27 protein-coding genes are annotated in these 26,636 nt (G+C 58.1%); 14 read left to right on the top strand and 13 right to left on the bottom strand.

Features of this window, described 5'->3' with window-relative positions; translation table 11 throughout:
- Positions 1-45: 45 nt before the first annotated feature.
- The 4 genes from ACTG3X_RS01570 to miaB all read right to left on the bottom strand — a co-directional run bounded on the left by ACTG3X_RS01570 (position 46) and on the right by miaB (position 3,700).
- Entirely contained in the window at positions 46-1,077 is a 1,032-nt protein-coding gene (locus tag ACTG3X_RS01570) for a PhoH family protein (RefSeq protein ID WP_439109676.1), read from the bottom strand.
- Positions 1,078-1,215: 138 nt separating this feature from the next.
- Positions 1,216-1,563 (bottom strand): hypothetical protein, encoded by a 348-nt coding sequence (locus ACTG3X_RS01565; protein ID WP_439109470.1) that lies wholly within the window; start codon positions 1,561-1,563, stop codon positions 1,216-1,218.
- A gap of 14 nt (positions 1,564-1,577) precedes the next feature.
- A complete protein-coding gene (locus ACTG3X_RS01560; RefSeq protein ID WP_439109675.1) occupies positions 1,578-2,084 on the bottom strand; it encodes an OmpA family protein in 507 nt (168 codons plus the stop codon).
- Positions 2,085-2,377: 293 nt separating this feature from the next.
- Positions 2,378-3,700 carry a tRNA (N6-isopentenyl adenosine(37)-C2)-methylthiotransferase MiaB gene (gene miaB / locus ACTG3X_RS01555; RefSeq protein ID WP_439109468.1) on the bottom strand — a complete coding sequence of 441 codons (1,323 nt, stop codon included), beginning with the start codon at positions 3,698-3,700 and terminating at the stop codon, positions 2,378-2,380.
- Between the two features lie 102 nt (positions 3,701-3,802).
- On the opposite strand from miaB, the gene ACTG3X_RS01550 reads away from it, so the two are divergent.
- The 4 genes from ACTG3X_RS01550 to ACTG3X_RS01535 all read left to right on the top strand — a co-directional run bounded on the left by ACTG3X_RS01550 (position 3,803) and on the right by ACTG3X_RS01535 (position 7,707).
- The gene (locus tag ACTG3X_RS01550; protein ID WP_439109467.1) at positions 3,803-4,684 is read left to right on the top strand and encodes a hypothetical protein; all 882 of its coding nucleotides are present in this window, start codon (positions 3,803-3,805) and stop codon (positions 4,682-4,684) included.
- A 70-nt stretch (positions 4,685-4,754) separates the two neighbouring features.
- Positions 4,755-6,101, top strand: coding sequence for a 3-phosphoshikimate 1-carboxyvinyltransferase (gene aroA / locus ACTG3X_RS01545; RefSeq protein WP_439109466.1), 1,347 nt, complete (start codon positions 4,755-4,757; stop codon positions 6,099-6,101).
- 2 nt (positions 6,102-6,103) lie between these two features.
- Positions 6,104-6,712, top strand: coding sequence for a (d)CMP kinase (locus tag ACTG3X_RS01540; RefSeq protein WP_439109465.1), 609 nt, complete (start codon positions 6,104-6,106; stop codon positions 6,710-6,712).
- Entirely contained in the window at positions 6,709-7,707 is a 999-nt protein-coding gene (locus tag ACTG3X_RS01535; protein ID WP_439109464.1) for an aldo/keto reductase, read from the top strand. Before ACTG3X_RS01540 ends, ACTG3X_RS01535 begins: the two co-directional genes overlap by 4 nt.
- A 20-nt stretch (positions 7,708-7,727) precedes the next feature.
- Here the strand turns inward: ACTG3X_RS01535 and ACTG3X_RS01530 are convergent, their stop codons facing one another.
- Positions 7,728-8,588: a polysaccharide deacetylase family protein gene (locus ACTG3X_RS01530; protein WP_439109463.1), complete on the bottom strand. Its 861-nt coding sequence runs from the start codon at positions 8,586-8,588 to the stop codon at positions 7,728-7,730.
- Positions 8,585-10,378, bottom strand: a complete 1,794-nt coding sequence (locus ACTG3X_RS01525) for a carbamoyltransferase family protein (RefSeq protein WP_439109462.1) — start codon at positions 10,376-10,378, stop codon at positions 8,585-8,587. The genes ACTG3X_RS01530 and ACTG3X_RS01525 overlap by 4 nt, the downstream gene beginning before the upstream one ends.
- 266 nt (positions 10,379-10,644) lie before the next feature.
- Between ACTG3X_RS01525 and rpsA the strand changes: the two genes are divergently transcribed.
- From rpsA to trpB, 6 genes are all read left to right on the top strand, one after another.
- Positions 10,645-12,336 carry a 30S ribosomal protein S1 gene (gene rpsA, locus ACTG3X_RS01520; RefSeq protein ID WP_439109461.1) on the top strand — a complete coding sequence of 564 codons (1,692 nt, stop codon included), beginning with the start codon at positions 10,645-10,647 and terminating at the stop codon, positions 12,334-12,336.
- A gap of 285 nt (positions 12,337-12,621) precedes the next feature.
- Positions 12,622-12,903 (top strand): integration host factor subunit beta, encoded by a 282-nt coding sequence (gene ihfB / locus ACTG3X_RS01515; protein WP_439109460.1) that lies wholly within the window; start codon positions 12,622-12,624, stop codon positions 12,901-12,903.
- 3 nt (positions 12,904-12,906) lie between these two features.
- Positions 12,907-13,263: a LapA family protein gene (locus ACTG3X_RS01510; RefSeq protein ID WP_439109459.1), complete on the top strand. Its 357-nt coding sequence runs from the start codon at positions 12,907-12,909 to the stop codon at positions 13,261-13,263.
- A gap of 69 nt (positions 13,264-13,332) precedes the next feature.
- Positions 13,333-13,974: a phosphoribosylanthranilate isomerase gene (locus ACTG3X_RS01505; protein ID WP_439109458.1), complete on the top strand. Its 642-nt coding sequence runs from the start codon at positions 13,333-13,335 to the stop codon at positions 13,972-13,974.
- Positions 13,971-14,843 carry an alpha/beta hydrolase family esterase gene (locus ACTG3X_RS01500; protein ID WP_439109457.1) on the top strand — a complete coding sequence of 291 codons (873 nt, stop codon included), beginning with the start codon at positions 13,971-13,973 and terminating at the stop codon, positions 14,841-14,843. Before ACTG3X_RS01505 ends, ACTG3X_RS01500 begins: the two co-directional genes overlap by 4 nt.
- A gap of 81 nt (positions 14,844-14,924) precedes the next feature.
- On the top strand, positions 14,925-16,175 hold the full coding sequence (gene trpB, locus ACTG3X_RS01495; RefSeq protein WP_439109456.1) for a tryptophan synthase subunit beta: 1,251 nt from the start codon (positions 14,925-14,927) through the stop codon (positions 16,173-16,175).
- Between the two features lie 106 nt (positions 16,176-16,281).
- On the opposite strand, the gene ACTG3X_RS01490 is transcribed toward trpB, so the two are convergent.
- From ACTG3X_RS01490 to pth, 3 genes are read right to left on the bottom strand one after another with little or no spacing between them, the layout of a single operon-like run.
- Entirely contained in the window at positions 16,282-16,653 is a 372-nt protein-coding gene (locus ACTG3X_RS01490; RefSeq protein ID WP_439109455.1) for a DUF2237 family protein, read from the bottom strand.
- A complete protein-coding gene (locus ACTG3X_RS01485; protein ID WP_439109454.1) occupies positions 16,650-17,816 on the bottom strand; it encodes a serine hydrolase domain-containing protein in 1,167 nt (388 codons plus the stop codon). The genes ACTG3X_RS01490 and ACTG3X_RS01485 overlap by 4 nt, the downstream gene beginning before the upstream one ends.
- A gap of 60 nt (positions 17,817-17,876) precedes the next feature.
- Positions 17,877-18,557 carry an aminoacyl-tRNA hydrolase gene (gene pth / locus ACTG3X_RS01480; RefSeq protein WP_439109453.1) on the bottom strand — a complete coding sequence of 227 codons (681 nt, stop codon included), beginning with the start codon at positions 18,555-18,557 and terminating at the stop codon, positions 17,877-17,879.
- Between the two features lie 77 nt (positions 18,558-18,634).
- Between pth and ACTG3X_RS01475 the strand changes: the two genes are divergently transcribed.
- Positions 18,635-19,309 (top strand): FkbM family methyltransferase, encoded by a 675-nt coding sequence (locus tag ACTG3X_RS01475; RefSeq protein ID WP_439109452.1) that lies wholly within the window; start codon positions 18,635-18,637, stop codon positions 19,307-19,309.
- Between the two features lie 62 nt (positions 19,310-19,371).
- On the opposite strand, the gene ACTG3X_RS01470 is transcribed toward ACTG3X_RS01475, so the two are convergent.
- From ACTG3X_RS01470 to ACTG3X_RS01460, 3 genes are all read right to left on the bottom strand, one after another.
- A complete protein-coding gene (locus ACTG3X_RS01470) occupies positions 19,372-20,010 on the bottom strand; it encodes a 50S ribosomal protein L25/general stress protein Ctc (RefSeq protein ID WP_439109451.1) in 639 nt (212 codons plus the stop codon).
- A 108-nt stretch (positions 20,011-20,118) separates the two neighbouring features.
- Positions 20,119-20,739, bottom strand: coding sequence for a hypothetical protein (locus ACTG3X_RS01465; RefSeq protein ID WP_439109450.1), 621 nt, complete (start codon positions 20,737-20,739; stop codon positions 20,119-20,121).
- Positions 20,740-20,854: 115 nt separating this feature from the next.
- Positions 20,855-22,021, bottom strand: coding sequence for an alpha-hydroxy acid oxidase (locus ACTG3X_RS01460; protein ID WP_439109449.1), 1,167 nt, complete (start codon positions 22,019-22,021; stop codon positions 20,855-20,857).
- 133 nt (positions 22,022-22,154) lie between these two features.
- Here ACTG3X_RS01460 and ACTG3X_RS01455 point away from each other — a divergent pair, with 133 nt between their 5' ends.
- Positions 22,155-22,703, top strand: a complete 549-nt coding sequence (locus ACTG3X_RS01455) for a heme NO-binding domain-containing protein (protein WP_439109448.1) — start codon at positions 22,155-22,157, stop codon at positions 22,701-22,703.
- A 17-nt stretch (positions 22,704-22,720) separates the two neighbouring features.
- The gene (locus tag ACTG3X_RS01450; protein WP_439109447.1) at positions 22,721-24,082 is read left to right on the top strand and encodes a response regulator; all 1,362 of its coding nucleotides are present in this window, start codon (positions 22,721-22,723) and stop codon (positions 24,080-24,082) included.
- 9 nt (positions 24,083-24,091) lie between these two features.
- Here the strand turns inward: ACTG3X_RS01450 and trpA are convergent, their stop codons facing one another.
- Positions 24,092-24,883: a tryptophan synthase subunit alpha gene (gene trpA / locus ACTG3X_RS01445; protein WP_439109446.1), complete on the bottom strand. Its 792-nt coding sequence runs from the start codon at positions 24,881-24,883 to the stop codon at positions 24,092-24,094.
- 114 nt (positions 24,884-24,997) lie between these two features.
- On the opposite strand from trpA, the gene ACTG3X_RS01440 reads away from it, so the two are divergent.
- Positions 24,998-26,566 (top strand): sulfatase-like hydrolase/transferase, encoded by a 1,569-nt coding sequence (locus ACTG3X_RS01440; protein WP_439109445.1) that lies wholly within the window; start codon positions 24,998-25,000, stop codon positions 26,564-26,566.
- Positions 26,567-26,636: the final 70 nt, after the last annotated feature.

Here is a 26,636-nt window from a genome sequence, read left to right as displayed (position 1 = left end):
GGCTTCAGGGGCGCTCCCCCCAAGCCGGGCCTGAAGGCTTAGAGCTTAACCAAGAGGTGCATCAGCGTCATAGGCTTTGATGATGGCTGCGACGAGGGGGTGGCGCACGACGTCATCGGCTGTGAAATAGTTGAAGCTGATCTTGGGGATATGCTTGAGCAGGCGCTCGGCCTCTGTGAGGCCCGAGGTGATGTGGGCGGGCAGATCGACTTGGGAGCGGTCGCCTGTGATGACCATGCGGGAGCCTTCGCCAAGGCGGGTCAGGAACATTTTCATCTGCATGGCCGTGGCGTTCTGGGCCTCGTCCAGCACCACGAAGGCGTTGGAGAGCGTGCGCCCGCGCATGAAGGCAAGGGGTGCAATTTCGATACGCTTTTCTTCGATCAGCTTGGCGAGCTGCTTGGCTGGCATGAAGTCGTTCAGCGCGTCATAGAGCGGCTGCATGTAAGGGTCGACCTTGTCTTTCATGTCACCGGGCAGGTAGCCGAGCTTTTCGCCGGCCTCAACTGCGGGGCGCGACAGGATGATGCGGTCAACGTGGCCCTCGATGAACATGTTCACACCCACAGCAACGGCGAGATAGGTCTTGCCTGTGCCTGCAGGGCCGATGCCAAAGCCGAGCTCGTTTTTGAACAGGTTCTCGACATAGGTCTTTTGCGCCTCTGTGCGGGGCTCGACTGTTTTTTTGCGGGTGCGGATCTCGACGCGGCCTGACTTGAACATCTCCATCTGGCCTGCGGGGGCAGGCTTGGCGGCTGCGGCGTTGGCGGCACTTGTGTCCATGCGGATCTCGCGGTCGATATCGGCCGGCTCGACGGGGCGGCCCTCTTCGAGGCGGGCATAGAGCGCGTGCAGGATTTTGGCGGCCCCTTCTGTCTGGAAGGGCTCGCCGATGACAGCGAGGTGGTTGCCGCGGCGCAGGATCTGGACATCAAGCTTTTGTTCGATGTCAGCCAGGTTGCGGTCATATTCGCCGCAGAGCTCGATGAGCAGGCGGTTGTCAGGGAAATCAATGAGGACTTCGCCAAGCTTTGTGTTTGTGTCGGCCGAGCTGTCGTTGGGGCCAGAGGGCGGCAATGTTGAAGTGGTCAATCTGAGCTCCTGAGCAAATCTGTGTGTGGCGGACAAACGGCCCGTATGAAAACCCCTTAACGCATCAGGCCACGGTGCGGCTGCACCATGGCCTGACTGATTTTTGAGACAATTGCCACCCGTTTAGAGCGGATCAGTGATTGTTTGGTCGCCTTTATACGGGCCAATGGCCGTGTTGGGCGGCGCGATGCCTGAGCAGACGGGCTTGCCGTATGGGTCAAGACGCTGGCTGAGGTACCCTTCGATGCCATCATCGATGATCCAGTGGTCACAGCCGTTCGGATCAACCCAGATGCCTGCAACGAGGTTGGACAGGTGCTCTTCTTCGGCGCCTTGGCCGTAGTCGAATGTTTTGTCTGTGTTCACGCGGCCTTGGCCACCTTCGCCTGACAGGGCCGCGACCGCGGCTTCGCCACAGCCTGAAACGAGAAGTGCGCTGGCCAGGAGCGCTGCGATTTTTACTTTAAGCATGATCCGGCTCCCTATCAGCGAACGCAAATGATTTCGACGCGGCGGTTTTGCTTCATACCACCTGCCGTTTTGTTTGAGGCAACGGGCATACGCTCCCCGTAGCCGCGCACATCTGCGATGCGGGCGCCTGTTGATTTGGCCACAGCAGCAACGGCATTGGCGCGGTTGTAGCTGAGCTTCATGTTGTATTCATCAGAGGCGCGGCTGTCGGTGTGACCTGCGATGATGAAGGATGTGGCTCTGGCGCTGCGGAAGAACTCTGCAAGGCTCTCGCGGCCCGAGGCGCTGATGTTGTGGCTGTTGGTCGAGAAGAACTGATCGGAGTTCATCACGCCGCAAACATTGCCACGGTGGCAGACCGGAATACCCTGACGGGTTGTGTGGGGGGACATGTAGCCTTCAAAGCCGTCGTCCATCACCCAGTGTTCGCATCCATCGGGGTCAACCCAGATTGTCGGTGCGTATCGCTCACCTGTTACGGTGCGTGTTCCTTGCTGTGCTTCTGCGGCGCTCACGGTCATGACCGCGCCCAATGCAAAGGCGGCAAGGCTTGTTACTGATTTGGAAATCAAATTCGCCACAGCCAAAGTCCCTTAATTGTTACTTACCCCCGGTCAGACCCGAAAAAATGGTTTGGCAGCCATGGGTCTGACACTTATTACAGTTGTAGTTTATCAAGATTGTGAGGCTTGTGAAGCGCAGAAATAACAATATCTTGTGGCAAATTGTACGAAAAGCGCAATTCTAGCAATAGATACCCTGTTTTGCGGCTCTCAGCCTGGTCTGTTGGCCCAGCTTAAGCGCAAAGTGAGAATCATGTGTTAACAAGTTCGCCTGCCAGCGAGTTGCGCACGCTTTCGACAATGCGCACGCGGGCCATGGCGCCACGGGGCAGGTCGCAGTTTTTCACGTGCACGGCGTGCAGGTAGCCTGTCTTGCCCATCATCTGGCCCTCAAATTTTCCGGGCTTTTCAAATAGCACGTCAAGTTCGCGGCCCACCATCGTGTCCTGGATCACCTTTTGCTGATGCGCGATGAGTGCTTGCAGCTCTTGCAGGCGGGCATCGGCCACGGCGGCGTCAACCTCGGGGCGCTCGGCGGCGGGTGTGCCGGGGCGCGGGGAGTATTTGAACGAGAAGCCTTGGCCAAAGTTGACCGCGCGGATGATATCGAGCGTATCGGCGTGGTCTTGGTCGGTTTCTTCGGGGAAGCCGACAATGAAGTCGCCCGAGATGAGGATGTCGGGGCGGGCTGCGCGGATGCGCTCGATCAGCTTCATGTAGCTGTCGCGGGTGTGGCTGCGGTTCATGCGCTTGAGGATCTTGTCGGAGCCTGACTGCACGGGCAGGTGCAGATATGGCATGAGCTTGTCGCAGGTGCCGTGGGCTTCGATCAGCTCGTCGGTCATGTCGTTGGGGTGGCTTGTTGTGAAGCGGATGCGCTCCAGCCCGTCGATTTTATCAAGCTGCCAGATGAGCTTGGCGAGGGTGGACTCTTCGCCGTCAGCGCCGAAGCCGTGGTAGGCGTTGACGTTCTGCCCCAAGAGGGTGATCTCGCGCACGCCGCGCTCTACAAGGTCGCGGGCCTCTGTCAAAATACGATCTACAGGGCGGGAGACTTCTGCGCCGCGTGTGTAGGGCACAACACAAAACGCGCAGAACTTGTCGCAGCCTTCTTGCACGGTGAGAAAGGCGGTGGGGCCGCGCGCAGCCTTGGGACGGGCGGCGAGGTGCTCGAATTTGTCATCGATGGGAAAGTCGGTGTCGAGCGCCTTTTCGCCCGTGCGCGTCTTGGCTTCCAGCTCGGGCAGGCGGTGGTAGCTTTGCGGGCCAACGACAAGGTCAACCATGGGCTGGCGGCGCATGATCTCGGCGCCTTCGGCTTGGGCCACGCAGCCTGCCACGCCGATCTTCAGGTCAGGGTTGGCTGTCTTGAGGTCTTTGTAGCGGCCCAGCTCGGAGTAGACTTTCTCGGCGGCCTTCTCGCGGATGTGGCACGTGTTGAGCAGGATCATATCCGCGTTGTCGGGCGTATCTGTTTGCTCATAGCCCTTCAGGGACTCGGCCATACGCTCGGAATCATAGACATTCATCTGGCAACCATAGGTCTTGATGAAGAGCTTTTTGGGGCTGGTCATGAGCATGTTTCCTGAGTGCGCGGGTTTTGCCGCTGACTAGCGAAAATGCTGCCCACTTGCAATGCACGATGAATTAACCGATTCTGCGACAAAAACGGGTTTATGAGTATGCAGATTACCTTTTCCGATCTTGAGGTCTTCATAAAGGGGGGCGCGGGTTTCTTGGCCAAGGGGCCGCTTGCGCTTGTTTTTGCCGAAGACGAGACCGAGCTGGACACCACGTTGCGCCACCACCAGCAACTGGGCTTTCACCGCGTGATCGGCTTTATGCCCAAAGAGTTTTCGCTCGCGCCTGATTTGGCCGACACGATTGTGCGGGTGGGCTATGATGTGCGCCGTGATGGCGGGCTGGAACGGGCGGTGAACGCGGTGATTGATGTGGCCGAGGGCCAGTGGGTATTTTACTGCTACAACGCCGAATATCTCTTTTATCCGTTTTGCGAGACCCGCGTTGTGGGCGAGATGCTGGCCTTTCACACGGAAGAGCGGCGCGATGCGATGCTGTCTTATGTGGTAGATCTTTATGCGGGCGATCTGGACAGCTATCCGAATGCTGTGTCGCTCGACAGCGCCTTCATTGACCGCACGGGCTATTATGCATTGGCGCGGCCTGATGCGGCGAACCACAACCACCCCAAAGAGCGCCAGCTCGACTTTTTTGGCGGGTTGCGCTGGCGCTATGAAGAGCATGTGCCGCTGCCGCGCCGCAAGATTGACCGTGTTTCGCTGTTTCGCGCCAAAGCGGGCCTGCGCCTGAGAGAGGATCACACGTTCAATGACGAGGAATACAACACATATGCCTGCCCGTGGCACAACAACCTGACCGCCTCTGTCTGCTCGTTTCGCACGGCCAAAGCGCTGAAGCGCAACCCCGGCTCGACCTATGACATCGAGACATTCCGCTGGCACAACTCGGTTCCGTTTGAGTGGCATTCGCGCCAGCTGCTTGACCTTGGTCTGATGGAGCCCGGGCAGTGGTTCTGAGGGAGCCTTTGGCGTAGACCTTGGGCGCGGCCTCGTTTAAAACCCCCTGAGAAATTTTGCGGGGACCGATATGTCATCACATGGCGCACCAATTCCAATGCTGGCTCGCAAGAGCGCCGGCCTTTCTGGCGAGGCCCATGTGCCTGGCGACAAGTCGATCTCGCATCGCGCGCTCATTCTGGGGGCTATGTCTGTGGGGGAGACCCGTATCACGGGGCTTCTGGAAGGTCAGGATGTGCTTGATACGGGGCGCGCCATGCAAGCCTTTGGCGCCGAGGTGGAAGACCTTGGCCAAGGCAACTGGCGGGTACAGGGCGTGGGCGTGGGCGGATTTGCCGAGCCCGAAAACGTGATTGATTGCGGTAACTCCGGCACAGGGGTGCGCCTCATTATGGGGGCGATGGCCACAACGGATATGAGCGCGACCTTTACGGGAGATGCCTCGCTCAACGGGCGGCCTATGGCGCGGGTGACTGACCCGTTGGCGCTGTTTGGCGCGCGGGCCTACGGGCGGCGCGGCGGGCGTTTGCCGATGACCATTGTGGGCGCGGCGGATGCGGCCCCTGTGCGCTATGTTGTGCCTGTGCCCAGTGCGCAGGTGAAGTCAGCGGTGCTGCTGGCGGCGCTCAATGCGCGGGGCGAAAGCCAGGTGATCGAGCGCGAGGCAACCCGTGACCACACCGAGCGGATGCTTGCAGGCTTTGGCGCGACGATTGAAACAGAAGAGACAGCCGAGGGCCGTGTGATCTGCTTGCAAGGCCAGCCCGAGCTGAAGGCGCAGGACATCACTGTGCCGCGCGATCCGAGCTCTGCGGCCTTTCCTGTCTGCGCCGCGATAATCACCGAGGGCTCTGATGTGTTGGTGCCCAACATCGGCCTGAACCCGACGCGCGCGGGGCTGTTTACCACGCTGATCGAGATGGGCGCGGAGCTGACGTATGAAAACCTGCGCGAAGAGGGCGGCGAGCCTGTGGCTGATTTGCGCGCAAAATTCTCGCCCAACCTCAAGGGGATCGAGGTTCCGCCAGCGCGGGCCGCGAGCATGATTGATGAATACCCTGTGCTCTCGGTCGTTGCGGCCTTTGCAGAGGGGCGCACCGAGATGCGCGGCGTGAAAGAGCTGCGTGTGAAGGAGAGCGACCGTATTGACGCGATGGCCAAGGGGCTGCGCGCGGCGGGTGTGACTGTCGATGAGGGCGAGGACTGGTGGGCCGTTGAGGGCCGTGGCCATGGCAATGTGCCGGGCGGTGTGACCGTTGAGAGCCGTTTGGACCACCGCATCGCGATGTCCTTCCTTATTCTGGGGATGGCGAGCGAGACGCCCATGCAGGTGGATGACGGGGGGCCGATTGCGACGTCGTTCCCTATTTTCGAGAGCTTGATGGGCGGGCTTGGTGCAACAATAGAACGGGTGTAGCTGTGAGTTTTGCGATTGCGATTGACGGGCCTGCGGCCGCGGGAAAAGGCACAATTTCAAAGGCGGTTGCCGCTCACTTTGGCTTTGCGCATTTGGACACCGGGCTGCTTTACCGCGCGGTCGGTGCCAAGGTTCTGGCCGGGGTAGACCCGCTTGAAGCCGCCGAGACGCTCACTGCCGAAGATTTGGAGGAGCCGGGCTTGCGCACCGCCGATGTGGCGCAGGCGGCCAGCCGGGTGGCTGTCATTGGTGAGGTGCGTGCAGCTTTGGTCGACTTTCAACGCGCCTTTGCGCGGCGGGCCGGCGGCGCTGTTCTGGACGGGCGCGATATTGGCACGGTGATTTGCCCTGATGCGGAGGCCAAGCTCTTTGTGACGGCCAGTGCAGAGGTGCGCGCACAACGGCGCTTTGCAGAGCTTGAGGCCCGTGGTGACGACACCAGCTTTGAAACGGTTTTGGCCGATGTGAAAGAGCGCGATGCACGTGATGCAGGCCGCGCGGAAGCGCCCATGGTGGCGGCAGAGGATGCTGTCAGGATTGACACGTCAGAGCTGAGCATTGAGGCGGCTGTTGCGGCCGCGATTGCGGCCGTCGAGGAGGCGCGCGCATGAAGCTGCGCAAGCTGGGACAGCACGGCCCCGAGATTGGTGCAATCGGCTATGGCGCGATGTCTTTCTCCGACTTTTACGGGCCGACCAGCGAGGCCGCGAGCCACGCGGTCTTGAACCATTGCCGTGAGGTTGGGCTGACGCATCTGGATACCTCCAACATCTACGGGATGGGCCGCTCGGAAGAGGCGATTGGCAGCTACTTTGCACAGCACCCCGAGGCCAAGCGCGACTTTGTGATTGCGACCAAGGCGTCTATCACGCGTGATTCAAGTGGTGCGCGCATTTTTAGAAATGATCGCAAACATCTGGAGAGTGAACTTGATGCATCACTTCAACGTATGGGCGTGGATCATGTGGGGCTGTTCTATGTGCACCGCCGTGATCCGGCTGTGCCGATTGAAGAGGTGACAGAGAGCCTTGCAGCGATTGTGAAAACAGGCAAGGCACTGGGCTTTGGCTTTTCTGAAATTGCGCCAAGCAGCCTGCGCCGCGCGGCCAAAGTGGCGCATGTCACGGCGGTGCAGTCGGAGTATTCTCTGAGCACCCGTGCGCCTGAGCTGGGGCTGGTGCAAGCCTGTGGCGAGCTTGGCACGGCGCTTGTGGCGTTTAGCCCTGTGGGGCGCTCTTTGCTGACAGACAGGCCGCTGAGCTTTGAAGCGGTGCAGACGCTTGATTTCTTGCGCGGCAACCCGCGGTTCATGAGCCCGAATTATGAGGCCAATGTGCGCGCGGCCAAAGCCTTTCGGGTGCTGGCGGCCGAGATGGGGCTGTCAGCTGCGGGCTTGGCAAATGCCTGGCTTCTGGCGCAGGGCGAGCATGTGATCCCTATCCCCGGAACACGCTCGGTGGCGCATCTGGAGGATTGTTTGCAAGGGGCTGCGGTTGACCTTTCCAGTGAAGATCTGGCGCGCATTGAGGCTGTTTTGCCTGTCGGCTGGGCCCATGGCGATCGGTATTCTGACGCGCAGTGGATTGGCCCCGAGCGGTATTCCTGACGGCAAACGGCACAGGCCGTTCAAAGCGCGAGGGTGGTGAGGTTCTGATCGAGCCTGCCGCCCAGCTCGTGCTGCTGTGCAAGCGCTGAGAGCTTGGCGTGCAAGGAGCGGTTGCCGACCTTGTGCCATTGGGTCTGGCGCGCGTACCAATAGGCGGCTTTGGCGCGCCCGAGCGGCGCAAGCTCTTTGAGCGAAAAGGCAAAGCTGCCATCAGCGACAAATTCATGCGGGTGCAGATAGATGTGAGGCGGCAAGCCAGCCTCGGTGCTTTTGCGGATGAGGCTTGCACTGACCGCGCGGGGGAAGAGCTTGAGATAGGTGCCACCAAGGCGCATTCTGGGCGCAACAGGTGCCGGGCGGGCCGAGAAGATGGGCAAAAGCTTGAGCGGTTCGGCCAGTGTGGCTGCAAAGCTGCGGGCCGCCTCTGGGGTCTCGCAGAGATATGAGCTGTCGTATGTGACGTGACGCGCCAGCACGTTGTAATATGCGGGGCTGTTTTGTGGAATCCTGAACTGTGGCGCGCGAAAGCCGATCACGGGCTGGCCTGAGGCGCGGCGCAGGGCTGTGAGCCCGCGTGTCAGGTTGGCTTCAAAGGCCTCGGGTGTCTCTTCATCGATACGGTCGTGAAAGTGGTAGTGGCAGGCGATTTCGTGGCCATCGGCCGCGATGCGCGCGATGAGCTCTGGCGCCTGATCGGCGATGATGCCTGTGCAGAAGAAGGTGGCGCGCGCGCCGCCATGGGCCTCTAGAAACTGCTCGATTGTGTGGTAGGCGCGATTGAGAGCTTTCAGGCGCAGCGGGCGGGTTTGCCAGAGACCAAAGGCGCGGCCCAGATCGTGGGAGAGGTCTTCAAAGTCAACACTCAGGAAAAGCCGGCTCATGTGAGCTGCTCACGCGCAATGATATAGGGGCCGATCACCAGCGCATCGACGCCACTGGCGCGGAAGGTGGCAACGGCATCGGCGGGTGAGTAGACGATGGGCTCCTGTATGTTGAAGCTCGTGTTGAGCAGGACGGGCACGCCTGTTGCACGGCCAAAGGCGCTGAGGAGCGCATGATAAAGCGGGTTTGCGCCTTGGCTGACCGTGTGGACACGTGCGGAGCCGTCGGTGTGGGTGACGGCGGGGATATCGGCGCGGTGGCACTCGGTTACGGGGGCGACAATGTTCATGTAGGGGCTGGGCTGGGCCAGCGTGAAATAGTCTTGCGCCGCCTCTTCTGTAACGGAGGGCGCAAAGGGGCGGAAGAGCTCGCGCTTTTTGATTTTGTCGTTGAGGGCGTCGCGGATGCTGTCCTGACGTGGGTCGGCGAGAAAGCTGCGCGCGCCCAGAGCGCGGGGACCGAACTCGGCTCCGCCTTGGAACCATGCGATGATCTGACCGCTGGCGAGACGTTTTGCGGTTTGCTCGGCGAGCTGGGCATCAGGCAGGGGGGTGGGTAGCTCTTTGATGTGGCCTTCAAGGGCGGCGCAGATATCGGCATCCTCAAACGCGGCGCCAAGGTAGGGGCTGCGCAGTGCGGCTTTATCAGCGGTTACGGCTGTGCCGTGGTGTGCCGCAATACACGCGCCGATGGCACAGCCCGCATCATGGGGGGCCGGGGGGATCGACACTTCAGACACAAGGCCCCGCGACAGAAGCGCGCCGTTGGCTGTGACGTTGAGCGCGCAGCCGCCAGAGAGTGCAACGCGGCTGAGGGCGGGGTAGGCTGCGCGCGCCGGGGCGAGCACATGGGCCAGCGCCTCTTCATAGGCGGCTTGGACAGAGGCGGCGAGATTGATGTGGTCTTGGGTGGGCTCTTCATCCGCTGCGCGGGGCGGGCCAAAGAGCACTTTGAGGCGCGCATGATAACGCCCGCTGCGCGCGCCGTGGTAGTCGGCCAGACGCGTGTTGAGCTGGTAGCGGCCATGGCTGCGCAAGCGCAGGATGTGGCGCAGGATATCCTCTTTCCAGACGGGCGTGCCGTAGGGGGCAAGGCCCATCATCTTGTACTCGCCCTCAAGCATCTGAAAGCCGAGATAGCCTGTAAAAACAGAGTAGAAATGCCCCAGAGAGTTGGGCCAGCGATGGCGCGACAGCTCGGTGCGGGTGCCGTTTTGCACGGCTGTGAGCACGGTCGAGGCATCTTCTCCACCGCCATCAAGGCTGAGCGAGAGGCAATTGTCCCAGCCTTGCATCGCTTCGGCATAGAGCTGGTGGGTGAGGTGGTGGTCATAGTAGCGGATGGCGGCAGGAATATTGCCGTAGCGGCTTATGAGCTTGCGGCGCAGGCGGAAGAGGTCGGCCCACGAGCCTGAGGGCGCGGCACCTTCTGCGCCTGAGCGCCGAAAGAGCTGGAGCGCGCGCGCGGCTGGTGCGGCGGCCTGGGAGGGGGCGCGCAGCATTTTGGCCAATGTTCCAAAAGAGCGCCCGCGCAGGCGCCACGGCTGCCAGTAGACGGCGACAAGCCCGATATCCTGTGCTGTGATACCTGCGATGCGCAGCACCTCGTCGATGGCCTCAAAGGGAAAGCTGCCATCGTTTTTGGCGCGCGTGAGGCGTTCGTTTTCGACCGCGGCCAGCAGCACGCCATTGTGCATGAGGGCGGCGGCGGAATTGTCCATTGTGGCGAGGCCGAGAGTATACAAAGCAACACAGTCTTCATTAAGGGGTGCAAGATAAAACCGTAGCATTCGCAACGGGGTGCTTCAACGGGCAAAGGCGGCATCCTGCACGTGCTGCGCTGGGGTCTTGCGCTTGGGGCGGGTGCGTTATATACGCGCGCTTGTCGAACAAGGCGGATCAACCGCAGGACACTATGAGCAGGGTCGGAAACATCCGGCCCTATTTGTTTTGTCTTTGCCGAGTCGTCTGACCAACTAGAGAGTGTCTGCCTCAGGCAGGCCGAAACCCAAGAGACCGGCGGAGACAACCGCACGGCCAGAAACACTTAAAAGGAATGAAACGCCACATGGCCAGCACTGTATCTATGGAAGACTTTGAAGCCCTTCTGAACGAAAGCTTCGAAATGGACACGCCCGAAGAGGGCTCTGTTGTCAAAGGCAAGGTAATCGCGATTGAAGCGGGCCAAGCCATCATCGACGTCGGCTACAAAATGGAAGGCCGCGTTGATCTTAAAGAATTCGCAAATCCAGGTGAAGACGCTGAACTCGCTGTTGGCGACGAAGTCGAAGTCTTCCTGCGCTCGGCTGAAAACGCCCGTGGCGAAGCTGTTATCTCACGCGAGATGGCGCGCCGCGAAGAAGCTTGGGACCGTCTGGAAAAAGCATATGCAGACGAAGAGCGTGTCGATGGCGCGATCTTTGGCCGTGTCAAAGGCGGCTTCACAGTTGACCTCGGCGGCGCCGTGGCCTTCTTGCCCGGCTCACAAGTTGACGTGCGCCCCGTGCGCGACGCTGGCCCCCTTATGGGCCTCAAGCAGCCGTTCCAGATCCTCAAGATGGACCGTCGCCGTGGCAACATCGTTGTATCACGCCGTGCTATCCTTGAAGAATCACGTGCCGAACAGCGCGCAGAAGTTATCGGCAACCTTGCTGAAGGCGATTCTGTTGACGGTGTGGTCAAGAACATCACCGAATACGGTGCGTTTGTTGACCTTGGCGGCGTAGACGGTCTTCTGCACGTCACAGACATGGCATGGCGCCGTGTGAACCACCCATCAGAGATCCTTGCCATCGGCGAGACTGTGAAGGTTCAGGTTATCAAGATCAACAAAGAGACACACCGCATCAGCCTCGGCATGAAGCAGCTGCAAGACGATCCATGGGATCTGGTTGCTGCCAAGTACCCACTTGAGAGCGTTCACATGGGCCGCGTGACAAACATCACGGATTACGGCGCATTTGTTGAGCTGGAAGCTGGCGTTGAAGGTCTTGTGCACGTTTCTGAAATGTCCTGGACGAAGAAGAACGTACACCCAGGCAAGATCGTTTCTACTTCGCAAGAAGTTGAAGTTATGGTTCTGGAAATCGATGGTGCCAAGCGCCGCGTATCGCTTGGCCTCAAGCAGACACAGCGCAACCCATGGGAAGTCTTTGCGGAAACGCACCCAGAGGGCAAAGAAGTTGAAGGTGAAGTTAAGAACATCACCGAATTCGGCCTCTTCATCGGTCTCGAAGGCGATATCGACGGCATGGTGCACCTCTCAGACATCTCTTGGGACGAGCGCGGCGAAGACGCGATCCAGAACTACCGCAAAGGCGATATGGTTCAGGCCGTTGTTTCGGAAGTTGACGTTGAGAAAGAGCGTATCTCGCTCTCAATCAAAGGCCTTGGCGGCGACAAGTTTGCCGAAGCTGTTGGCGGCACGAAGCGTGGTTCGATCATCACGGTTGAGGTCACATCCATCGAAGATGGTGGCATCGAAGTCGAGTATGAAGGCATGAAAAACTTCATCCGTCGCTCCGATCTGTCACGTGACCGTGCAGAGCAGCGCCCAGAGCGCTTCTCGGTTGGCGACAAAGTGGACGTTCGCGTCACCAATGTTGACAGCAAGACACGCCGTCTTGGCCTCTCGATCAAGGCACGTGAAATTGCTGAAGAGAAAGAAGCTGTGGAGCAGTATGGCTCATCAGACAGCGGCGCATCACTCGGGGATATCCTCGGCGCGGCGCTCAAGACTGACGACTGAGACCGGCTTTAAGACTTTTGGAGGGCCTCGCAGCGCAAGTTGCGGGGCCCTTTTCTTTTGCCAACAGGTGGGCGAATCGGGGCAGGGGCGCGCGACATCGGGCCACCGGTTTGGGCCTTGGCGGCCGCCCGGTTGGCTGCTTCTTGCCGTGATGGGCCACAAAACCCCTGATTTTGCTTTGGTTTTTCCGTGATCAGAGCAAGCTTTGAGGTTCCTCATGCGAATTTTTCTTCTATAGTCGAGAGAACATAAAAACAAAATTTCTGCCTGGGGAGACAGACTCGCATGATCCGCTCGGAGCTTGTTCAGAAGATCGCGGAAGACAATCCGCACCTTTTTCAGCGTGACGTAGAACGCATTGTGAATACTATTTTTGAAGAAATCATCGACGCCATGTCACGCGGTGACCGTGTCGAGCTGCGCGGCTTCGGGGCTTTTTCTGTCAAGAAGCGCGATGCCCGCACAGGGCGCAACCCGCGCACAGGCGAGGCTGTCGAGGTTGAAGAAAAGCACGTGCCTTTCTTCAAAACGGGCAAACTCTTGAGAGACAGACTGAACGGAAACTAAACAATGCGCTTTATCAGGTATCTTGTTTTGGCTGCTTTGGCCGTGTGCCTTGTGACGCTGGCCTTGGCCAACGCCAAGCTTGTGACACTCAATTTGTTGCCCGAGCCTTTGGCCCAAGCCACAGGTTTGAGCTTTGCCGTAGAGCTGCCGCTTTTCGCGGTGATCTTTCTCGGCATATTGGCCGGCCTCTTGATGGGCTTTGTGTGGGAGTGGCTGCGCGAGCACAAGCACCGCGCCGAAGCGAGCCGCCGCCGCAGCGAAGTCAAGAAGCTTGAAAGCGAGCTGAAGCGCGTAAAGGGTGTGAGCGAGAGCGCCGACAAAGGCGACGAGGTCTTGGCGCTGCTGGAAAAAGCCGGCTGAGCCAAGCAAGCCACGGATTGATCAGGGCGCGGGCTTCAGGCTCCGCGCTTTTTACTTTGAGGGGCAGATATGGATAGTCGAGTGAAAATCTGCGGGCTGACACGCCCAGAAGATGTGGCCGCTGTTGCCGCTGCGGGGGCTCAGTATGCGGGCTTTGTGTTTTTCCCCAAATCTCCGCGTAATGTGAGCATCGAGACTGCGCGCGCGCTGGCTTTGGACGCGCCTGTCGGCTTGGCCAAGGTTGCGCTTGTGGTGGATGCATCAGATGCCGCGCTTGACGCGATTGTTGAGCAGGTGCCGCTCGATATTCTCCAGCTGCATGGCCACGAGAGCCCAGAGCGTGTGGCCGAGGTCAAGGCGCGCTATGGCTTGCCTGTGATGAAGGCTGTGGGCGTGGCAGATGCCTCTGACATGGCGCAGATCGCGCTTTATGAGGAGGTTGCCGACCAGCTTTTGATTGATGCCAAGCCACCCAAGGGCGCAGATTTGCCGGGTGGTAACGGACTCGCCTTTGACTGGCGCTTGCTGTCGGGCCGCAAGTACTGGCGTAAGCCTTGGATGCTTGCAGGTGGCCTCACGCCCGACAATGTTGCTCAAGCCGTGCGGATGACGGGGGCGCGTCAGGTGGATGTCTCTTCTGGTGTGGAAAGTGCTGCCGGTGTGAAGGATGCGGCAAAGATCGCGGCGTTTGTGAAAGCGCTACGGGGATGACCGCGGGCAAGCCGACACGCTGGCTTGCAGGCGCAGGGCTGATCGTGGCGGTGCTGCTGGGCGTGTTTTATACTTTGAACCGTGAGACCCATCATTTTCGCTTTGGTGGTGAGCGGTTTGACTACCAGCTGTTTCAACCGCCTGTGCTGGAAGGGGCAGAGCTGCAGCCCTTGCTGGTCATGTTGCATGGCTATGATGGCAGTGGGCAAGAGCTGCGCGACACGTCCAACATGGATGCGATTGCGGCGGCCAACGGCTTTGCTGTGGTTTACCCCCAAGCACGGCGTGACAAGACAGGCCGCGCCCATTGGAATGCCAATATGCATCTCTCCCGACGGGATGATGTGGGCTATCTGAGCGGGCTGGTCGCCGATCTGCTGCAGCGCTACCCCTTTGACCCTGACCATGTCTTTGTCGCAGGAGAATCAAACGGGGGCTATATGGTCTATTCTCTTTTGTGCCGCAGCGAGGGCGTTTTTTCGGCTGGTGCAAGCGTTATGGGCACAATGAGCGGTGCCGACTGGAAAAGCTGCAAACCTGCCAGCCCTGTTCCTGTTTTGCACATCTTTGGCACGGCAGATGATGTTGTCTCACCCAAAGGTGCCATCGAGGATATGGATGGTTGGGGCGGTGCCCCTGAGGCGGGCGAAGTGCTTTGGCGTTGGGCCCAGTGGAACGGCGCAGTGCGCGGCGAGGGCGAAACTTTTTACTCTGACGCGCAGCGCCTCACCTATCTGCGCGAAGATGGTACGCTGGCGGCCGAGCTGATCACGCTTGAGGGCATGTGGCATGATTGGCCTGCTGGCTATGACACCCGCGCCGATGCGGCTGCGCTTGTGGTCGACTTTTTCAAACGCGCCGTGCCGTAAACCTGCGACAAAAGCGGGATCGGTGTTTACGCTTCGGCAGGCTTAGTCTACATCAAAAGCAACAGGGAATGGAGCACGCAGATGGATGATCTCTTTAACTCTTTCATGAACGGCCCGGACGAAAATGGCCGCTTTGGTGATTTTGGTGGGCGCTTTGTATCAGAGACGCTGATGCCGCTGATCCTCGAGCTTGAAGCCGAGTATGAAAAAGCCAAGACAGACGACAGCTTTTGGGCCGAGATGAATGATCTTTGGGCCAATTATGTCGGGCGTCCGAGCCCGCTCTATTTTGCCGAGCGGCTGACGGAGCATCTGGGTGGCGCGAAGATTTATCTCAAGCGCGACGAGCTCAACCACACCGGCGCGCATAAGATCAACAACGTGTTGGGCCAGATTTTGCTGGCGCGTCGCATGGGCAAGAAACGCATCATTGCCGAAACCGGCGCTGGCCAGCATGGCGTGGCCACGGCCACCGTTTGTGCAAAGTTCGGTCTGCAATGCGTTGTTTATATGGGGCAACACGATGTCGAGCGCCAAGCGCCCAATGTCTTCCGGATGCGCCTCTTGGGCGCGGAGGTTATCCCTGTGACCAGCGGACGCGGCACGCTCAAAGACGCGATGAACGATGCGCTGCGTGATTGGGTGACCAATGTGCGCGACACGTTCTACTGCATCGGGACTGTCGCAGGCCCACACCCGTACCCTGCAATGGTACGCGACTTTCAGAGCATTATCGGCAAAGAAGTGCGCTGGCAGCTGGCAGACCAAGAGGGCGAAGGCCGCTTGCCTGATACGCTGATCGCAGCCATCGGCGGCGGCTCCAATGCAATGGGGCTGTTCTACCCGTTCCTTGATGATCCGAGCGTGAATATCATTGGCGTGGAAGCCGGTGGCAAAGGTGTGAACGAAAAGATGGAACATTGTGCAAGCCTCACAGGCGGTCGCCCTGGCGTGCTTCACGGCAACCGCACCTATCTTTTGCAAGATGATGACGGCCAGATTCTCGAAGGCTTCTCGATTTCAGCGGGGCTTGATTACCCCGGTATCGGCCCTGAGCATTCGTGGCTTCATGATACGGGCCGCGCCCAATATGTGAGCATCACAGACAAAGAGGCGCTTGAAGCGTTCCAGCTCTCCTGCGCTTTGGAGGGGATTATTCCTGCGCTTGAGCCAAGCCATGCGCTTGCTCATGTCATGAAAATCGCACCTGAGCTGCCAAGCGACCATATCCTCGTGATGAACATGTGTGGTCGTGGTGACAAAGATATTTTCACCGTCGCCAAGCACCTCGGGTTTGACATGTCCGATACAGAGGGCCGCGTGGCAGACTAACCTCTTTGGTCGCTTTCTTTTTGCTCTAAATATCCCGGGGAGAGCGCGAGAGGGGCAGAGCCCCTCTCGCATCGGTCGGATTGCCCGAAGGGCAATTCGACATCTCTCAAGTCAAAGCATGCTCTTGCAGCACACGCAGCGGCACAATCTCGAGCGCGCGGGCGTGTGTGGCTTCCAGCGAGACCTTGGGCGCGCAGCCCTCATCATGCGCTTGCAGAAAACGCGCCGCGCACAAACACCAGCCGTCGCCTGCCTTTAGCCCTGCAAAGCCGAATTCGGGTCGTGGCGTCGAGAGGTCGTTGCCAACGTATTTGGAGAAGGCGAGGAACTCTTCTGTCATGACTGCGCAGACTGTGTGGCTGCCTGTGTCGGCGGCGCAAGTGTTGCAAGCTCCATCGCGAAAGTAGCCTGTGAGCGGGTCTGTCGAGCACTGCGCCAAGGCGCCGCCCAGAACATTGGTGGAGGGATCAGGTGTCATTGAGCGGCCTCTGCTATGGCGCGAAACATGGCGGTGTTTGTCAGAGAGACGCCTGCCTCGCGGAATTTTTTATCAGCCGAATTCAGCGCGATGACGACGCCGAGGGGCTGATTGATGTAAATATACTGCCCATAGACGCCGCGTGCAAAGAATTCGCCTTGCCCGGCGTCGGCTGGCATCCACCATTGATAGCCATATTGGGTATTTCCTTTCACGGTTTTTGCCGAGGGGCGGGTGCTTTCGGCAATCCATGCGGCGGGAACAACCTGTGTGCCGTTCCAGAGCCCGTTCTGTGCGATCATCTGGCCAAAGCGGGCGTAGTCACGGGTGCTGATGTTGAGCCCCCCCAGCACAAAGGCTGTCTCGTGGCCGTCGGTCACATAGTAGGGTGTGTGTTCAAATCCCATTGGCGCAATGATGTGCTCGGAGAGCAGGGGCGCTATGGGTCTTCCTGTGGCGCCACGAATGACCATTGAGAGCACATGGGTGTCGATGGAGACATATTGCCATGCGCTGCCCGGTTTGGCGGCTCTCTGGCTCAGGTTTGTAGCGAAGCTGTCCATGGACTGGCCAAGCGCGAGCACGCGGCCCATTTTGTTAATGTCTGACCAGAAGTCGAGGTAGTCTTCGTTGAAGGCGACGCCGCTTTCCATTTGCAACACATCTTCGATGGTGGCGCCGTCATAGGCAGAGCCGCGCAGTTCGGGTGCATATTGGGTCACGGGGTCTTCTAGCGAGGCGATCGTGCCGTTTTCAATCATGACGCCCATGAGGGCTGCGAGGAAGGATTTTGCAACCGACCAAGAGATGCGCAGATCATCCGGGCCTGTGCCGAGATAGTAAGCTTCATGGCGCAGCAAACCGTCTTTTAATACGACTATTCCTGTGACGGAGCGGGCCTTGACCCATGTCTCATAAGTGGCAGGCAGGGTGAGGGACTGGCCTATGACAAGCTCGGACACAGGGCCATCGCCTTTTTCGACAGGTGTCGACAGGAACATACTGTCCATATGGGAGAAGTTGTGAACGATCTTGTCTGCGGCAAACAAGGCGTTCACCGCCAATACGCGGGTGATCTCTTCTCGCTTCCAGACCCAAAGAGCTGCTGCCAGTATGAGCAGGGCAAGAAGGGTTCGTCCTAGCCATTTTCCGAATGTGCGCATGAGGCCTCCGTCCTGTTTGTCAGCTAGGGTGCATGAGGGCGGCGCGCAAGGCAATGGGGCTTATTTAAACTTATCCATAAGCTTCTGCATCGCTGAACGGGTGTCTTCGGCGTGTTCGGGCTGCGTGTCTTCGCGGGGTTTCTCGGGCTTTGCTTTGGCGGGCTTTTCGCGGGGGGGCTGCACACGCAATGCAACTGCGTTCATGAAGCGGGATGCGTCGCCTTTGGCCAGGTCTGGTGCGCCATCCGCGATGCCGCGGATAAGGTCATCGAGCCAGCCGGCTTCGGCCTTGGCAAAGTCGTTGAGGACGTAGCGTGCAACGGCGTCTTTGTGCCCCGGGTGGCCAATACCGAGGCGAATGCGTTGGTATTCGGGGCCGATGTGAGCATGGATCGAGCGCAGGCCGTTGTGGCCTGCGTGGCCTCCGCCTTGCTTGACGCGGCACTTGCCCGGGGCAAGGTCGAGCTCGTCGTGAAAGACGGTGATGTCATCCGGGGTGAGCTTGTAAAAGCGCATGGCCTCGCCCACCGACTGGCCCGAAAGGTTCATGAAGGTTTCAGGCTTGATCAGCACAACTTTTTCCGACCCAAAGCGCCCTTCTGCAACGCTGGCCTGAAAGCGGGATTTCCATGGGGTGAAACCGTGGGCGGCAGCGATCTCATCCAGCGCCATGAAGCCGATGTTGTGGCGGTTGCGGGCGTATTTTGCGCCCGGATTGCCGAGGCCGACGAAGAGTTGCATGGGAGATCCTCAAGCTGCTGTCCATTGTGGTTTAGGCAAGCACGCCCTAAGTTTCAACCAAAGAGGCGGAGTGTGGTATGGAGTGTTTTGATTTACAGGGTGTGACGCTTGGCTGCCCGTCAGCGCAGCTGACGGATAAGATCCGTGGCAAGCTTCTGTCTGGTGAGTATGAGGGCAGCGAGGCGCGCGCTGTTCAGCTGCGTGTCAAGGCGGGGCAGAGGGTGCTCGAGCTGGGGGCGGGGCTTGGCTATATTGGTGCGCTGGCGGCCCGGATCGCGGGCGCAGGCAATGTCACCTCTGTTGAGGCCAACCCTGATATGCTGGAGATCATCCGGGCGAACTACGCGCGCAACGGAGCTGGAGAGATTGATCTGCGCCATGGGGCGGTTGTGGGGCAGGACTATGAGGGGGCCACACTGGCCTTCACACGCGCGCGCCAGTTCTGGGCCTCGCGGATCGCGCAGGCAGAGGACGATGGTGACACTGTTGTCGAAGTCCCTGCCTTGCGCATTGATGCGCTGCTGGCCGAGCTGCGCCCGAATTTTGTAATCATGGATATTGAGGGGGCGGAGCAATATCTCTTTTCTCGGAAATGGCCCCGCTGTGTGAAGCATGTGGTGATCGAGCTGCACCCCAAGCAATATGAGAGCACTCAAGTGATCAAGGAGATTGTGGATATGCTGTCGCGCTCGGGGCTGACCTATGATCCCGTTGCGTCACGGGGCACATTGCTGGCGCTCAGGCGGGTCTAGCCGTTGCACATAAAAAAGCCCGCCGAATGAGGCGGGCTTTTTCAATTTGATGCGTGAAAGGCTTATGCCTCTGCTTCGCCGGCTTCGGCTTCGCCTTCGTCTGCTTCTTCGCCATCGTCTGCTGAACGCAGGCTTGACGGTGCAGAGATGTTGGCGATGACAAAGTCACGGTCAACTGTTGGCTTGGCACCTTCTGGAAGCGTCACATCTGAGATGTGAACGATGTCGCCAACATTCAGACCTGTCAGATCAACTGTGATGCTTTCAGGAATGTCGCCAGCTGTCACTTCGAGCTCAACTTCGGGGCGTACAACTGTCAGAACGCCACCTTTCTTGATCCCGGGAGCTTCTTCTTCGTTGATGAAGTTCACGTTGATGAAGAGAGCGATTTTCGATGTGCGGCGCAGGCGCAGCAGGTCGATGTGTGTTGGCAAGTCTTTGACAACGTCGCGCTGGACGCTGCGGCAGATCACGCGCACGTCTTCCTGACCTTCAACTTTGAGGTTGAAAAGGGTTGAGAGGAAGCGGCCTTCTTTAAGCTTCTTGAGAAGCTTGTTGAAGGGAATGTTGATGGGCAGCGGTTCTGCTTCGCCACCATAAACGATTCCGGGAACCATGCCGTCGCGGCGTGCCTGACGAGCGGCGCCCTTGCCTGTCCCCGTGCGTGCCTCGGCGTGAAGATCTGGGATCTGTCCAGCCATAATGAATACTCCATAAGTTAGGGCGGGAATCCTCCAAGGCTGTATCCCCGCGTGAAGGCTGCGCGATAGCCCAGTTATGCCATGTTGGCAAGAGCTTTGGGCCTGTTTTCAGCTGTATTCGAGCTGTAGGTGCCCGCCCGCAGCGCGCAGGCGCTCATAAAGCGCGTAATCTTCGGTGCGCAGGGTCTTGAAGCGTGCCTCGGTCTCGGGGCTGATTGTGGCTTCGATCTGTGGCGAAGCATTGGCCTTGGGTAGGGTGATTTCGCGGCCGAACCTCTCTGAGAGGAAGCCAAGCAGCAGCGGCATATCTTCGTAAGCGAAAATGTGGTGCAGGGGCAGGGTGCCGTTTTTTTGTGTGAGAAACTTGTGTTGCGTGCCAACATTGACGTGGGGCAGGCGTGGATCGCGTAGCGCGTCTTGGACAAAGGCCTCAAAGGTCATGCCTGCGCTGGATTTCTTGTTGCCCAAGAGCGCATCGCGTGTGCGGTATTTGTACCAACTGCGCAGGTGATCCAGCGGGTCGCGCATCACGGCGACGCGCTCGGGGGTGAGGCCATAGGCTTTCTTCAGGAACGGGGCGCAATAGGTATCAAAGGCCGCGGCAGACATATGTTTGCGCCGCCCTTTGAACTGGATGTCGGCCTTGCTGCGCAATGCGCTTTCAAGAGCGGTTGTCCCTGTTTTGGGCACGGCCAGCATCGCAATGTTTTGTTTGAAGAAAATCTGCACCGTTTGCCTCGTGTTTCGCTCTCGAGTTTAGAGAGGCCATGGCAAAGTGCAATTGCCTTTTTGATCTGTGGCCGTGGAGGAGGCGTGCCCCGCAAGGGCAGGGCACGCTTCTACCTTAGCTCTGCCAATTACCGGCAAAATCCTTGGGAATCATGAGGATATCGCGATCAACTTCGGTGATGTCGCGTTTGCCGCAGAGGGCCATGGAGGTGTCGAGCTCTTTGTGGATGACTTCGAGGGCTTTGGTGACGCCTGCTTCGCCCATTGCGCCAAGGCCATAGACATAGGCGCGGCCTATGTAGGTTCCTTTTGCGCCCATCGCCATCGCTTTGAGCACATCCTGACCAGAGCGGATGCCGCTGTCGATGTGAACTTCGATCTTGTCACCGACTGCATCCAGGATGGCGGGGAGCGCACGGATCGAGCTGAGCGCACCGTCGAGCTGGCGGCCACCATGGTTTGAGACCACGATGGCGTCAGCGCCCACGTTGAGGGCTTCAAGCGCGTCGCGGGCATCCATGATACCTTTGATGATCAGAGGGCCATCCCACATTTTGCGGAATGCGCGGATGCGGTCCCAATCCAGCGATTGGTCAAAGGCCTCGGCTGTCCAGGTGGTGAGGGAGCTTGCATCTTCTACGCCCTTTGCATGGCCAACGATATTGCCAAAAAAGCGGCGCTTTGTGCCCAGCATCTCAAGGCCCCAAGGCACTTTTGTCATCATATTGGCGACCGACTTGGCGGTCAGCTTGGGCGGGGCGGAGAGACCATTCTTCAGATCTTTGTGGCGCTGGCCCAGAAGCTGCAAATCAACAGTGATCACGGCAGCGGCGCATTTGGCGGCTTTGGCACGGTCAAAGAGGCGCTGCATGAAGTCGTCGTCTTTCAGCGTGTAGACCTGCATCCAGAAGGGCTTTTCGGTATTTTCGGCCACATCTTCGATTGAGCAGATCGACATGGTCGAAAGCGTGTAGGGCACACCGAACTTTTCGGCAGCCTTGGCGGCCTTGATCTCGCCATCGGCGTTTTGCATGCCTGTGAGGCCAACAGGGGCCAGTGCCACGGGCATGGAAACATCCTGGCCAATCATTTTGGTCCGGGTCGTTCGACCTGCCATATCAATGGCAACACGTTGACGCAGATATATTTTTTCGAAGTCTGACGTGTTCTCGCGGAAGGTCTGCTCGCTCCAGCTGCCGCTTTCACAATAGTCAAAAAACATACGTGGCGTGCGGCGTTCGTGGATGCGCTTGAGGTCGCCAATATTCGTGATCACGGGCATAAACGGCTCTTTTCTTCTAAAATTGGTTAGAAATGATTACCAATTTTCACTTCTTTACGCAACGCATTTTGGCGCAGGTTTAAGCTTGGTTTTACTTTCATACCGTAGGCCATAGCCAAACAAGGAGAGTGCCATGAAGGGTCTTATATTTGTCGAGCTTCTGAAAATGGCAGAAAAGGCCAGTAATGAAGACTTGGTGGACGGGGTGTTGGACGGCTTGGAGCTTGAAAGCGGCGGGGCCTACAGCGTCGTTGGCAGCTACAGCTGTTCAGAGCTCGTGGCTATTGTTGGCGGGCTGAGTGAGAAAATGAATGCCCCTGCAAGTGCATTGCAAGAGCAGTTTGGGCATTGGATGTTCGATCATTTTGTAGAAAATTTCGGACAGTTTTTCTCCGAGAAGCACAGCGCTTTTGATATGCTGGAGTCGATAGATCAGGAAGTTCACGTCGAGGTGAGAAAACTCTACCCCGATGCGGAGCTGCCAAGATTTGAAACAAAACGCTTGTCGCAGACCGAGATGACCATGACTTATATTTCAGCGCGCCCCTTGCAGTCTTTTTGCCACGGTTTGATCGAATCCTGTTTGGCCCACTATGGGGAGGCAGGGCAGATTACGATCGATGACCAGTCCCACAATGAGGCGACACAGGTTGTGTTCAACATCAGTCTGGACGCGGCTTGAGAGCGGAGCAGCACCTCATGGATGTCTCCCCAGATCGTCCTGTCGCGCGCCGCCGCTATGAGCGCGAGCGCACGGCCCGCTTGACAGCGGAGCAGCTTTTGGAGGCAAAGAGCCGTGAGCTCTACGAGGCCAATGTGCGCCTGAAAGAGCAAGCCGCTGCGCTCGAGATTGCGGTGCGCGAACGCACCGCCGAGGCGGAGGCGGCAGCCGAGGCGCGTTCACGGGCAGAGGCTGCCAGCGATGCAAAGTCCAGTTTTCTCGCCTCGATGAGCCATGAAATCAGAACGCCTTTGCATGGCGTTCTTGGGATGATGAGCGCATTGGACAGCACGCGGCTGAGCCATGAGCAGCGCGATCTTGTCGAGGCGATGAAAGAGTCGGGCTGTATCTTGCGCACGGTGGTCAACGACATTCTGGACATCAGTAAAATAGAGGCAGGGCAGCTAGAGCTGAACCAGAAGGCTTTTTATCTGCCGAGTGTTCTGAAAAGTTTGAAGCACCATCATGGATTGAGCGCCGCTGCGAAAGGTCTCACGCTTATCTTTGATGCTGAAAAGAGTTGTCAGCGCTGGATCTTGGGGGACGAGTTCAGGCTAAGGCAGGTGTTTGGCAATGTACTGTCCAATGCCATCAAGTTCACTTCAGACGGGTCTGTTTTTCTCAAGGCGCATGTTGTGGATGAGGGAGGCGGGGTGTTGCGGCTTGATGTGCAGGTCGAGGACACAGGCATTGGCATAAGTGATTACGCCAAGCAGCGCCTGTTTACCCCGTTTGCACAGGCCGATCCCAAGATTGCCCATTTGTTTGGTGGCAGTGGCCTTGGCCTGACGATCAGCCGCAGTATTTGCGAGATGATGGACGGCCGAATTTCTTTGGAAAGTGAGCCGGGCTGCGGCACTGTTGCAAACTTTCAGGTGCGGTTCGCTGTGGCGGAGCCGCCCGAAGCGCGGGCAAACTGTGCCGATCTGGAGAGCGCGGAAGCGCTTTTGCGCGCCAAGGATTGGACCATCCTTGTGGTCGATGACAGTGCCGTGAACCGTAAGGTGGTGACGCATTTTTTGAAGCGCTATGAAGTTACTGTGCTTGAGGCCGAAGACGGTGCGCAGGCGGTTGATCTTTGGCGGCGGGCCCAGCCGGACTTTATTTTGATGGATATCAATATGCCTGTGATGGGCGGGATCGCCGCTGCGCTGCGTATCCGTGAGGAGGCTGCCGAAAGTGATGAGGCGCGTATTCCGATTGTGGCTTTGACTGCCAATGCCATGTCTCACCAAGTGAACGACTATCTGGAAGCCGGACTGGACGCGCATATTGCCAAGCCGGTCGGTCGAGCCGAGCTTGTCCGCGTGATTGGCTCTTTTTTGGCTGTCGCGCGATAACCCCCGCGCTCAGGCGCGGTGGGCGCCATCGGCGAGTGTTTTGACAAAAGCCAAAACGTCTGTGGCGCTATCGCCCCGTGCGATCCGCTCAACAATGGCGGAGCCAACCACGGCCCCGTCGGCCACGCTGGCGATGGCTTCAGATTGTTCGGGTGTCTTGATGCCAAAGCCCACAATGATCGGCAGATCTGTTTGGGATTTGATGCGTGCAACTTCAGGGCCAACATTTGTGGCCTGTGCTTCAGCCGCGCCAGTGATCCCTGTGATCGAGACATAATAGACGAAGCCTGATGTGTTCTGTAGCACTTTGGGCAAGCGGGTGTCGTCGGTTGTGGGCGTGGCGAGGCGGATAAAGTTAAGGCCCGCCGCCTGCGCAGGAATGCAAAGCTCTGAATCTTCTTCAGGGGGCAGGTCGACGACGATGAGCCCGTCAATGCCTGCGTCTTTTGCATCTTTCAAGAAGGCTTCGACACCGTGTGAATAGATTGGGTTGTAGTAGCCCATCAATACAATCGGGGTTGTTGTGTCGTTTTCACGAAAGGCACGTGCCATCGCGAGGGTTTTGTTGAGCGTCATGCCAGCCTCAAGCGCACGCTGGCCTGCAAGCTGGATTGTCTCGCCATCGGCCATCGGATCGGTGAAAGGCAAGCCAAGTTCGATGATATCAACGCCAGCCTCTGGCAGACCCTTCATCACGTCAAAGCAGCGCGCTTCATCAGGATCACCCGCCATAATGTAGGCCACGAAAGCTTTCTTGCTATCTGAGTTGAGGGCTGCGAATTTGGCGTCAATGCGGCTCATGGGGCGTTGCCTTCGATGATGTTTCTTTCGATTGCCCAGTAACACATTTTGCAGCAGTATCAATTCAATATTGCCTCACACCGAGGGGCTCAACCTTTCTATGGAGGTGAAACTTTGAAGCATTTACTCACAGGCGGCCTTGCTCTTGGTTTGCTGATCGTCTCGCTGATCGTAGCTGTCTTCCCGTGGATTCCGCCGGATAAATTCGGCATTGCGGGAGCTATTTTGTTTGTGGCTTTGATCTTTTGGGGCGGTCGCCGTGTTTGGAAGAGGCCACGTAAGGCAGTGTGGGTGTTGGTTTTGGTAAGTGCGCTCAGCTTTCCATTTATCGTCATTGCACAGGGCTTTGGTGGTGTGGACATGATGGCTTTCCTGTTTCACCTTGAGTTTGGGATGGCAGGCGCCGGCTTTGAGGAACTGCACAATGAGATTTTGACTGCGGGTCTTGCCTTGGTTTGGATCATTCTTGCGACTTGGGCGCTCAGTACCGTGCTCAATAGGCATGTTGGGCCGTACATTGCCGTGATAGCTGTGCTGCTCTTGACGCATCCTCTGGCGATATTTGCCCTTACAGCAACGGTAGGACCCCAAAACGAGAGTGATTTGGCCGAGCGCTTGACGCTAGCACCCGCTTGGAACGGTAGGGTGCCGGAGGCTGATCTTTTGGTCTTGTATCTTGAAGGGCTTGATGAGGTGTACTTTGAGGAGGAGTTCTTTGGGGACGCCTTGAAACCGCTCGCGGAGATGAAAGAGGACGCTCTCAACTTTACGGCGGTTCGGCAGGCAGAGGCCACAGGGTGGAGTATGGCTGGTATTGTGGCCAGTCAGTGTGGCATTCCGTTGGTGCCTAACGGCTTCAGGGCCAGAAACAACTTTCATGGCGTTGAAGATTACCTGGGTGCACATCGCTGTTTGGGAGATGTGATGAAAGCTGCTGGTTATGAGCTCGAATTCATCATGGGCGGAGACATGAAGTTTGCGGGCTATGGCACGTTTTTGAAGCAACATGGGTTTGATCAGCAACTCGGCCTCAAGCACTTTCAGCAGACCTATTCTGAGGATCTTTTGAAGGTGGCGAATATCAATTGGGTGCTTGATGACCAATTGCTGTTTGAGGAGGCGCTAAACCGGCACGCTGGTTTGCTGGATTCAGCTGAGCCCTTTGGACTATTTGTAGAAACGATTACAACTCATGGCGACATAGCCTACGCATCGCGTGAGTGTATGAAGGACGGCATTGCGCAACAAACGCGTGATGTCGCGTCTGTTTTGGTGTGTTTCGGCGAGCAGGTCGTCGGTTTCTTGAATGATATCAAAACGCAGCAGGGCTCACGCCCGCTCAAAATTGTTATTCTATCAGACCATTTGGCGCATGATGAACGCTTCAAAAAGCTGCTTCCGATTGAGGCGCGTGCAAATACGGTTATGATGATCGACGTTGATACAAACGGACAGATCATCGACAAACAGGGCGCTATGTTTGATGTCTATCCAACATTGCTGGATTGGCTGCAGCTCTCTCCCGAAGGCACCAAGACACGGGCAGGGCTTGGTGTTTCTCTCTTCTCCGATGCGCCTACATTGGTTGAGGAAAAGGGATTGTTGCGCTTGAACCAAGAGATCTACATCAATCCGAGCCTTGGTAGGGCTATATGGCGGGATGACAGTTGGGCGATGCCCTAGACGTCATATGCTTGCAGGGCGCGCTTGATAAGCCTATCAAGCGCTCAAATTTAGGATGGAGTAGAGCCAT

Origin of the sequence: Lentibacter sp. (assembly GCF_965658795.1) — a bacterium.
GTDB lineage: Bacteria > Pseudomonadota > Alphaproteobacteria > Rhodobacterales > Rhodobacteraceae > Lentibacter.
The sequence above is the reverse complement of the archived record's forward strand: the minus strand, read 5'-3'. Positions and strand labels throughout refer to the sequence as shown.

What these genes read in the sequence shown, in the direction of transcription:
- ACTG3X_RS01565 (WP_439109470.1), bottom strand. Translation starts at nt 1,563, where the DNA reads ATGCTTAAAGTAAAAATCGCAGCGCTCCTGGCCAGCGCACTTCTCGTT.
- ACTG3X_RS01560 (WP_439109675.1), bottom strand. Translation starts at nt 2,084, where the DNA reads ATGACCGTGAGCGCCGCAGAAGCACAGCAAGGAACACGCACCGTAACA.
- miaB (WP_439109468.1), bottom strand. Translation starts at nt 3,700, where the DNA reads ATGACCAGCCCCAAAAAGCTCTTCATCAAGACCTATGGTTGCCAGATG.
- ACTG3X_RS01550 (WP_439109467.1), top strand. Translation starts at nt 3,803, where the DNA reads ATGAGTATGCAGATTACCTTTTCCGATCTTGAGGTCTTCATAAAGGGG.
- aroA (WP_439109466.1), top strand. Translation starts at nt 4,755, where the DNA reads ATGTCATCACATGGCGCACCAATTCCAATGCTGGCTCGCAAGAGCGCC.
- ACTG3X_RS01535 (WP_439109464.1), top strand. Translation starts at nt 6,709, where the DNA reads ATGAAGCTGCGCAAGCTGGGACAGCACGGCCCCGAGATTGGTGCAATC.
- ACTG3X_RS01530 (WP_439109463.1), bottom strand. Translation starts at nt 8,588, where the DNA reads ATGAGCCGGCTTTTCCTGAGTGTTGACTTTGAAGACCTCTCCCACGAT.
- ACTG3X_RS01525 (WP_439109462.1), bottom strand. Translation starts at nt 10,378, where the DNA reads ATGCTACGGTTTTATCTTGCACCCCTTAATGAAGACTGTGTTGCTTTG.
- rpsA (WP_439109461.1), top strand. Translation starts at nt 10,645, where the DNA reads ATGAAACGCCACATGGCCAGCACTGTATCTATGGAAGACTTTGAAGCC.
- ihfB (WP_439109460.1), top strand. Translation starts at nt 12,622, where the DNA reads ATGATCCGCTCGGAGCTTGTTCAGAAGATCGCGGAAGACAATCCGCAC.
- ACTG3X_RS01510 (WP_439109459.1), top strand. Translation starts at nt 12,907, where the DNA reads ATGCGCTTTATCAGGTATCTTGTTTTGGCTGCTTTGGCCGTGTGCCTT.
- ACTG3X_RS01505 (WP_439109458.1), top strand. Translation starts at nt 13,333, where the DNA reads ATGGATAGTCGAGTGAAAATCTGCGGGCTGACACGCCCAGAAGATGTG.
- ACTG3X_RS01500 (WP_439109457.1), top strand. Translation starts at nt 13,971, where the DNA reads ATGACCGCGGGCAAGCCGACACGCTGGCTTGCAGGCGCAGGGCTGATC.
- trpB (WP_439109456.1), top strand. Translation starts at nt 14,925, where the DNA reads ATGGATGATCTCTTTAACTCTTTCATGAACGGCCCGGACGAAAATGGC.
- ACTG3X_RS01490 (WP_439109455.1), bottom strand. Translation starts at nt 16,653, where the DNA reads ATGACACCTGATCCCTCCACCAATGTTCTGGGCGGCGCCTTGGCGCAG.
- ACTG3X_RS01485 (WP_439109454.1), bottom strand. Translation starts at nt 17,816, where the DNA reads ATGCGCACATTCGGAAAATGGCTAGGACGAACCCTTCTTGCCCTGCTC.
- pth (WP_439109453.1), bottom strand. Translation starts at nt 18,557, where the DNA reads ATGCAACTCTTCGTCGGCCTCGGCAATCCGGGCGCAAAATACGCCCGC.
- ACTG3X_RS01475 (WP_439109452.1), top strand. Translation starts at nt 18,635, where the DNA reads ATGGAGTGTTTTGATTTACAGGGTGTGACGCTTGGCTGCCCGTCAGCG.
- ACTG3X_RS01470 (WP_439109451.1), bottom strand. Translation starts at nt 20,010, where the DNA reads ATGGCTGGACAGATCCCAGATCTTCACGCCGAGGCACGCACGGGGACA.
- ACTG3X_RS01460 (WP_439109449.1), bottom strand. Translation starts at nt 22,021, where the DNA reads ATGCCCGTGATCACGAATATTGGCGACCTCAAGCGCATCCACGAACGC.
- ACTG3X_RS01455 (WP_439109448.1), top strand. Translation starts at nt 22,155, where the DNA reads ATGAAGGGTCTTATATTTGTCGAGCTTCTGAAAATGGCAGAAAAGGCC.
- ACTG3X_RS01450 (WP_439109447.1), top strand. Translation starts at nt 22,721, where the DNA reads ATGGATGTCTCCCCAGATCGTCCTGTCGCGCGCCGCCGCTATGAGCGC.
- trpA (WP_439109446.1), bottom strand. Translation starts at nt 24,883, where the DNA reads ATGAGCCGCATTGACGCCAAATTCGCAGCCCTCAACTCAGATAGCAAG.